This window comes from Lutibacter sp. (genome assembly GCF_040883305.1).
In the GTDB taxonomy this organism is placed as follows: Bacteria; Bacteroidota; Bacteroidia; order Flavobacteriales; family Flavobacteriaceae; genus Lutibacter.
This window is the reverse complement of the sequence record NZ_JBFLKT010000254.1, coordinates 1-7,480: the sequence shown is the minus strand read 5'-3', so window position 1 is coordinate 7,480 and position 7,480 is coordinate 1. Positions and strand designations below refer to the sequence as shown.

Genomic DNA, 7,480 nt, shown 5'->3' with positions numbered 1-7,480 from the left:
TTATAACAAACCTTATTTAGATGAAATTTATTATCAATTAGGTGTTATTGAAAATGCTAACAATTCTGAAGAAGCAATTGTCTATTTTAAAAAATCTTTAGAGGTAAGTTCAAAGCCAAATTTTCAAAAAGAATTGGCTTATGAAGCTGCTGGAAATTATTATTTCGATAAAGCAAAATTCGCAGTTGCAGGCGCGTATTACGATAGTATTTTAGGAATTACTAAATCAGAAAATTCCAAAAGAATTAGAAGTTTAGCAAGAAAGCGCACCAACTTAAACGATGTTATTTTGTATGAAAACATCGCAAAAGTTAACGATAGTATCTTAACTATTTCAGCAATGAGTTTAGATGAGCAAACTGCTTTTTTTACTTCATATATAAAAAAAATACAGGCTGAAGATGAAAAACAGCAAAAAGTAGCTACTACTGGAAGCGGGTTTTTCAATGGTTTAGGTTCAGGTAATAAAAAAGATAAAAGCGCAGGGAAATGGTATTTTTACAATACACAAACACTTGGTTTTGGAGAACAAGAATTTAGACGTATATGGGGAAACCGTCCGCTCGAAGAAAACTGGAGATTGAGTGATAAAACCCAATTGAATTTTCAAGGAAATAATTCAAATCAATTACAAGATGTTACAAAAATTGATGCTTCTAAAAAGTACGAGCTTAGTTATTATTTAGAACGAATTCCTTCAGAGGCATCTAAAATTGATAGTTTAAAACAAGAGAGAAATAATGCGTATTATAAATTAGGGGTTATTTACAAAGAACAATTTAACGAATTTGATTTGGCAATTGATAAACTAGAAAGTGTATTGTTGTTTAAACCAGATGAAAAAATAGAAATTCCTGCAAAATATCATTTATTTAAAATGTATGAAATTCAAAAGAATTCCAAAGCAAACATTTTAAAAGAAGATATTACAACTAATTACCCGGAATCTTTATATGCTAAAATTATTTTAGACCCAAATTCTGTGTTGCAAGATACTGGCAGTTCTGCTGAAAGTGAATATGCGTTGGTTTTTTACGACTATAAAGACAATAAATTTGATGTTGTTTTAGAAAAGTCAAACTTGGCAATAACAAAATATGAAGGCCATGCAATTGTTCCTAAATTCGAATTGTTAAAAGCCTATACAATTGGAAAAACAGCAGGTATTGAAGCTTTTGAAATTGCTTTAAATGTTGTTGCTACAAATTATCCAAATACAGAAGAGGGAAAAAAAGCAATGGAAGTGTTAGAAACTATAAAATCAAAAATATAATTAACCTCAAAATTTATTTAGCATGTTTTCAGAAAAAAAAGAAAAGCAAACAGGAGTTTCAGAACGAAATGTAATTGGAAAAAACACTTCAATAGTAGGAGATGTAATTTCTGAAGGAGATTTTAGAATAGAAGGTAACGTTGAAGGAACAATAAAAACAAACGGAAGAGTTATAATTGGTGGATCTGGTTCTGTAAGTGGAAAAGTTGAATGTAGTAATGCCGATATTGAAGGTAAATTTGCAGGTGAATTAATAGTGCATAGTGTTTTATCTTTAAAATCAACAGCAAAAATTTCTGGAGATGTCATTATTGGTAAATTATCTGTAGAGCCTGGAGCAGAATTTAATGCAACTTGTGCTATGAAAGGAGCTGTTAAAGAATTAAAAAATGACCAATCGAAAAAAGAAAAAACAGCTTAATAAATACCTGCAATTAACGGGTGTTGCAATTCAAATGGGAATTACCATTTATTTGGGTGTCTATTTTGGGAAGTGGCTGGATTCTTATTTTGAAACCAATAGTAAACTCTATACAATTATATTAACATTACTTTCTTTGTTTGCAGCAATTTGGAGCATTTTGGCACAATTAAAAAATATAAATGACAAATACGATTAACCCAATACTTCTTTTTTTCTTAAAACTACTTGTTCTATTAAGTGTTGTTTTTGGAATTCATTTAGTTGTTTTAAACTACTTAAATACACCTCTTTTTAATAATTTAATAATAGCTTCTTATAGTGTAAATTTTATACTTGCAATTATTATTTTTGTTGCTTTATATAAGCTAAGAAAAAAATATTTAGACTTACTTGGTTTTATCTTTATGGGAGGAAGTATGTTAAAGTTCGTAGTTTTTTTTCTTTTTTTTTTTCCAACTTTTAAGCAAAATGGAAACATAGACGGATTAGAATCTGCATCGTTTTTAGTGCCTTACGTAACATGTTTACTGCTGGAAACAATTTACGTGTCCAAACTATTGAATAACAAACTGTAAATAGGTTTAAATAGTCCTTTTTGTATATGGGAAAACATCCAAAAAATATTTTTTGGTTTCTAATATAAAACCGTACATTTGCAAAATATTTTTAGAGAACACTATTAATAAAGTGATATGCACAGAATTAACTTGATAAAAATACTTACGTTACTACTTTTAACGGTAACAATTTCAGCAAATGCACAACATGACACTTCTAAAGAAGTTCATGAGGAATCATCTCACAAAGAGAAAGATATTAAAACTGAAATTAAAGAATACATAGCACATCACTTGCTAGATTCATACGATTTTTCATTGTTTTCTTGGACTACAGATGAAGGTGAACACAAGTATTTTGGAGCTCCATTACCAGTAATTCTATACGATGGTGGTTTAAAAGTTTTCTCTTCTTCAAAATTTAATCACGGAAAAACATTAGCGCAAGTTAATGGTAATCACTACAAACTATATCACAATAAAATATATAAAACTAATGCTGAGGGGACTATTAATTATGATGATGAACATCACCCAACAAACGCAAAACCCTTAGATTTTTCTATCACTAAAAATGTAGTTTTTATTATTTTAGTAGCGTTATTAATGTTCTTTTTGTTTACAAGAATGGCAAAATCTTACAAAGGAAATCTAATGCCAAAGGGTATTGGACGTTTGCTAGAACCTGTTGTTTTGTACATTAGAGACGATATTGCAATTGCGAATATTGGTGAAAAACATTACAGAAAATATATGGGTTACCTGTTAACAGTGTTTTTCTTTGTTTGGATTATTAACTTAATGGGTTTAACACCACTTGGAGTTAACGTAACAAATAATATTGCTGTAACTTTCGCTTTGGCATTATTAACGTATTTACTAACAACTTTTACAGGGAACAAAAATTACTGGAAACATATTTTTTGGATGCCAGGTGTGCCATGGCCAATGAAAATAATTTTGGCACCAATTGAATTGTTAGGAACTATTATTAAACCATTTTCATTAATGATTCGTTTGTATGCAAACATTACAGCGGGTCACATTGTATTAATGAGTATTATTGGTTTAATGTTTATTTTTAAAAGCTGGATTGGAAGTCCGTTATCATTCGGATTGGCATTTGTTTTAGCTTTATTAGAATTATTAGTAGCAACGCTACAAGCATATATTTTCACTATGTTATCTGCACTATACTTTGGTATGGCAGTAGAAGAACATGATGATCATTAAAATTGAATGTTTAATTAATTAATATATATAATATGGAAGGTCTAAATTACATTGGAGCTGGTTTAATTGTTATCGGTGCTGGAATTGGTATTGGTAGAATTGGAGGACAAGCAATGGAAGCTATTGCACGTCAACCAGAAGCTTCAGGAAAAATTCAAACTGCTATGCTTATTGCAGCAGCTTTGATTGAAGGTATTGGATTTGCTGCTTTATTTGCAGCTTAAAAAACAAACAGATAGCTACAACGGTTGGTTGTAGCTATTGTTTAAACAATTAATTAAAAAAATAACAACACATATAATATGGACAAACTTATAGAACAGTTTTCTTTGGGATTATTTTTCTGGATGTTAATTTTGTTTGTTATCCTGGTATTTTTCTTAAATAAATTTGCTTGGAAACCTATTTTAAATTCAGTTAATGAAAGAGAAGATGGCATAAAAAACGCTTTAGAAGAAGCTGAAAATGCACGTAAAGAAATGCAAAACCTAAATGCAGATAACGAGCGTATTTTAAAAGAAGCACGTGCACAGCGTGATACACTTTTAAAAGAAGCACGTGAAATGAAAGAAGGTATTATTTCTGAAGCAAAAAATGAAGCGCAAGCGCAAGCTACTAAAATAGTGGCGCAAGCTCAAGAAACTATTCAAGCTGAAAAGCAAGCAGCAATTACAGATTTAAAAAATCAAGTTGCTGAATTATCAGTAGGTATTGCAGAAAAAGTTGTTAGAGGTGAGTTGGCAGATAAAAACAAGCAAATTAAACTTGTTGAAGAGCTATTAAAAGAAGTAACAATTAGCTAAATTATTAAAATGAGCGGATCTAGAGCAGCAGTGCGTTATGCAAAAGCAATATTAAGTTTTGCACTTGAACAATCTAAAGAAGTTGAAGTGAACAACGATATGTTGATGGTTGTTACTACAATTGAAGAAAGTAAAGATTTACAGTTGGTTTTAAGTAGTCCAGTTTTAAAATCGGAGTTGAAAAAGGCAGCTTTAAAAGAAGTTTTTTCTTCAAAAGTATCTGGTTTAACTATTGGCTTAATAGATCTTTTAGTTGAAAATAAAAGATTAGCAATTTTAACGGATGTAGCAAAAAAGTACACCGTTATTTTTGATGAGTTAAAAGGAATTGAAGTAGCAAAAGTAACTACAGCTGTTCCATTAACTGATGCATTAAACACACAAGTACTTGCCAAAGTAAAAGAAATTACAGGCAAAGAAGCAACTATAGAAAATATTATAGATCCTGATATTATTGGCGGATTTATACTACGTATTGGCGATGTTCAATACAATGCAAGTATTTCAAATAAATTACAAGTATTAAAAAGACAATTTGAAAACTAGTTTTACAGCTAGAATTCCAAATTTATAAATAAAAGATTTTAGTTTTAAAAAATATATAAAATGGCATCAATAAAACCAGCTGAAGTATCAGCTATTTTAAAACAACAATTAGCAGGATTTGAAGCATCGGCTTCATTAGACGAAGTAGGAACAGTATTACAAGTAGGTGATGGTATTGCACGTGTGTACGGTTTAGCAAATGTTCAATATGGTGAGCTAGTTGAGTTTCAAGATGGATTAGAAGGAATTGTACTAAACTTAGAAGAAGACAATGTAGGTGTTGTTTTATTAGGTCATTCTACTTCAATTAAAGAAGGTTCTACTGTAAAACGTACCGAAAGAATTGCGTCATTACAAGTAGGCGAAGGAATTGTTGGACGTGTTGTGAATACATTAGGTTTTCCAATTGATGGCAAAGGTGCTATTCAAGGAGAAACTTTTGAAATGCCACTAGAACGTAAAGCGCCAGGTGTTATTTTCCGTGAGCCAGTAACTGAACCGTTACAAACAGGTATTAAAGCAGTTGATGCTATGATTCCAATTGGAAGAGGTCAACGTGAACTTATTATTGGTGACCGTCAAACTGGTAAATCTACAGTTGCTATTGATACTATTATCAATCAAAAAGAATTTTACGATGCTGGTGTTCCAGTATATTGTATCTATGTTGCAATTGGTCAAAAAGCATCTACTGTTGCTAATATTGCAAACTTACTAGAAGAAAAAGGAGCAATGGCTTATACAACAATTGTTGCTGCAAATGCGTCAGATCCTGCTGCGATGCAAGTTTATGCTCCAATGGGAGGTGCTGCAATTGGTGAGTATTTTAGAGACACAGGTCGTCCTGCATTAATTGTGTATGATGATTTATCTAAACAAGCGGTTGCTTACCGTGAAATTTCATTATTATTACGTCGTCCACCAGGACGTGAGGCGTATCCTGGAGATGTTTTTTACTTACACTCTCGTTTATTAGAACGTGCTGCAAAAGTAATTAATAATGATATTATTGCTGCTCAAATGAATGATGTACCTGATTCTTTACAAGGAAAAATTAAAGGTGGAGGTTCACTAACAGCATTACCAATTATTGAAACACAAGCAGGTGACGTTTCTGCATATATTCCAACAAACGTAATTTCAATTACGGATGGGCAAATTTTCTTAGATGGAGATTTATTTAATTCAGGTGTTCGTCCAGCAATCAACGTAGGTATTTCAGTATCTCGTGTTGGTGGTAACGCACAAATTAAATCTATGAAAAAAGTAGCAGGTACTTTAAAATTAGATCAAGCACAATACCGTGAATTAGAAGCGTTTGCTAAGTTTGGTTCAGATTTGGATGCTGCTACAATGAATGTAATTTCGAAAGGACAACGTAACGTTGAAATTTTAAAACAAAATCAGGCAGATCCTTTTAAAGTTGAAGATCAAATTGCTATTATTTATGCAGGATCTAAAAACTTGTTAAGAGCAGTTCCTGTTGATAAAATTAAAGAATTTGAAAGCGATTATATTCAATATTTAAACGCTAAGCATAGAGATGTACTGGATACTTTAAAAGCTGGTAAATTAACTGATGAGGTTATTGATACCTTAACGAGTGCAGCAAAAGAAGTTTCAGCAAAATACGCATAATTAAGATTCTTGTATCTGGTATTAAGATTTCTCAATACCAGATGCCAGATACCAGATACCAGAAAAATGGCAAACTTAAAAGAAATACGTAACAGAATTACATCCATTGGTTCAACAATGCAAATTACCAGTGCCATGAAAATGGTTTCTGCTGCAAAGTTGAAAAAAGCACAAGATGCAATTACACAAATGCGTCCGTATGCTGAAAAACTTACGGAACTTTTACAAAGCTTAAGCGCAACGTTAGATGGTGAAGTGGGTGGAGTTTATTCTGAACAAAGAGAAGTATCAAAAGTATTATTAGTTGCAGTAACTTCAAACAGAGGTTTATGTGGTGGTTTTAATTCATCTGTAATTAAAGGTACTGTTAAACATATTGAAGATACTTACAAAGGAAAACAAGTAGATTTGTTAACAATTGGTAAAAAAGGGAACGATCTTTTATCAAAAAAACATACAGTTGTCGAAAATAATAACGAAATTTTTGATGAGTTAACATTTGATAATGTTGCTGTTATTGCTAATAAAATAATGGAAATGTTTGCTGAAGGAAATTATGATAAGGTAGAATTAATATACAATCGATTTAAAAATGCTGCTACGCAAATTACTACCATAGAGCAATTTTTGCCAATTGCACCAATGGAAGGTACAGTAACTTCGAATGCAGATTATATATTTGAGCCATCGAAGCCTGAAATTGTATTAGAATTGATTCCTAAATCATTAAAAACACAATTATACAAAGCAATTAGAGATTCTTTTGCATCGGAACACGGAGCTCGTATGACAGCGATGCACAAAGCAACAGATAACGCAACAGAATTACGTGACGATTTATTATTAACATACAATAAAGCCCGTCAGGCTGCCATTACTAACGAAATCTTAGAAATTGTTGGAGGAGCGGAAGCTTTGAACAATTAGGCGAAATGAAATGAAGTCAAATTTTCAAAAATGTGAAGCTTTGAACAATTAGGCGAAATGAAATGAAGTCAAATTTTCA

Annotated in this window: 9 protein-coding genes and 1 pseudogene; all 10 read left to right on the top strand. The window is 31.4% G+C overall.

Features of this window, described 5'->3' with window-relative positions; all coding sequences use genetic code 11:
- Positions 1-1,273: pseudogene (locus AB1Z17_RS08020) on the top strand (hypothetical protein); the annotation flags it as partial.
- A gap of 22 nt (positions 1,274-1,295) precedes the next feature.
- Entirely contained in the window at positions 1,296-1,694 is a 399-nt protein-coding gene (locus AB1Z17_RS08015) for a polymer-forming cytoskeletal protein (protein WP_368051279.1), read from the top strand.
- Positions 1,663-1,893 carry an AtpZ/AtpI family protein gene (locus AB1Z17_RS08010; RefSeq protein ID WP_368051278.1) on the top strand — a complete coding sequence of 77 codons (231 nt, stop codon included), beginning with the start codon at positions 1,663-1,665 and terminating at the stop codon, positions 1,891-1,893. Before AB1Z17_RS08015 ends, AB1Z17_RS08010 begins: the two co-directional genes overlap by 32 nt.
- Entirely contained in the window at positions 1,877-2,272 is a 396-nt protein-coding gene (locus tag AB1Z17_RS08005) for a DUF6168 family protein (RefSeq protein ID WP_368051277.1), read from the top strand. The genes AB1Z17_RS08010 and AB1Z17_RS08005 overlap by 17 nt, the downstream gene beginning before the upstream one ends.
- Positions 2,273-2,389: 117 nt before the next feature.
- Positions 2,390-3,487 (top strand): F0F1 ATP synthase subunit A, encoded by a 1,098-nt coding sequence (atpB, locus tag AB1Z17_RS08000; protein ID WP_368051276.1) that lies wholly within the window; start codon positions 2,390-2,392, stop codon positions 3,485-3,487.
- Between the two features lie 32 nt (positions 3,488-3,519).
- Positions 3,520-3,711, top strand: coding sequence for an ATP synthase F0 subunit C (gene atpE / locus AB1Z17_RS07995; protein WP_090223467.1), 192 nt, complete (start codon positions 3,520-3,522; stop codon positions 3,709-3,711).
- A gap of 78 nt (positions 3,712-3,789) precedes the next feature.
- The gene (locus AB1Z17_RS07990) at positions 3,790-4,290 is read left to right on the top strand and encodes a F0F1 ATP synthase subunit B (RefSeq protein WP_368051275.1); all 501 of its coding nucleotides are present in this window, start codon (positions 3,790-3,792) and stop codon (positions 4,288-4,290) included.
- Positions 4,291-4,299: 9 nt separating this feature from the next.
- Positions 4,300-4,836: an ATP synthase F1 subunit delta gene (gene atpH / locus AB1Z17_RS07985; RefSeq protein ID WP_368051274.1), complete on the top strand. Its 537-nt coding sequence runs from the start codon at positions 4,300-4,302 to the stop codon at positions 4,834-4,836.
- Between the two features lie 60 nt (positions 4,837-4,896).
- Positions 4,897-6,474, top strand: coding sequence for a F0F1 ATP synthase subunit alpha (gene atpA / locus AB1Z17_RS07980; protein ID WP_368051273.1), 1,578 nt, complete (start codon positions 4,897-4,899; stop codon positions 6,472-6,474).
- 66 nt (positions 6,475-6,540) lie between these two features.
- Entirely contained in the window at positions 6,541-7,401 is an 861-nt protein-coding gene (gene atpG, locus AB1Z17_RS07975) for an ATP synthase F1 subunit gamma (protein WP_368051272.1), read from the top strand.
- Positions 7,402-7,480: the final 79 nt, after the last annotated feature.

What these genes read in the sequence shown, in the direction of transcription:
- AB1Z17_RS08010 (WP_368051278.1), top strand. Translation starts at nt 1,663, where the DNA reads ATGACCAATCGAAAAAAGAAAAAACAGCTTAATAAATACCTGCAATTA.
- AB1Z17_RS08015 (WP_368051279.1), top strand. Translation starts at nt 1,296, where the DNA reads ATGTTTTCAGAAAAAAAAGAAAAGCAAACAGGAGTTTCAGAACGAAAT.
- atpH (WP_368051274.1), top strand. Translation starts at nt 4,300, where the DNA reads ATGAGCGGATCTAGAGCAGCAGTGCGTTATGCAAAAGCAATATTAAGT.
- AB1Z17_RS08005 (WP_368051277.1), top strand. Translation starts at nt 1,877, where the DNA reads ATGACAAATACGATTAACCCAATACTTCTTTTTTTCTTAAAACTACTT.
- atpB (WP_368051276.1), top strand. Translation starts at nt 2,390, where the DNA reads ATGCACAGAATTAACTTGATAAAAATACTTACGTTACTACTTTTAACG.
- atpE (WP_090223467.1), top strand. Translation starts at nt 3,520, where the DNA reads ATGGAAGGTCTAAATTACATTGGAGCTGGTTTAATTGTTATCGGTGCT.
- atpA (WP_368051273.1), top strand. Translation starts at nt 4,897, where the DNA reads ATGGCATCAATAAAACCAGCTGAAGTATCAGCTATTTTAAAACAACAA.
- AB1Z17_RS07990 (WP_368051275.1), top strand. Translation starts at nt 3,790, where the DNA reads ATGGACAAACTTATAGAACAGTTTTCTTTGGGATTATTTTTCTGGATG.
- atpG (WP_368051272.1), top strand. Translation starts at nt 6,541, where the DNA reads ATGGCAAACTTAAAAGAAATACGTAACAGAATTACATCCATTGGTTCA.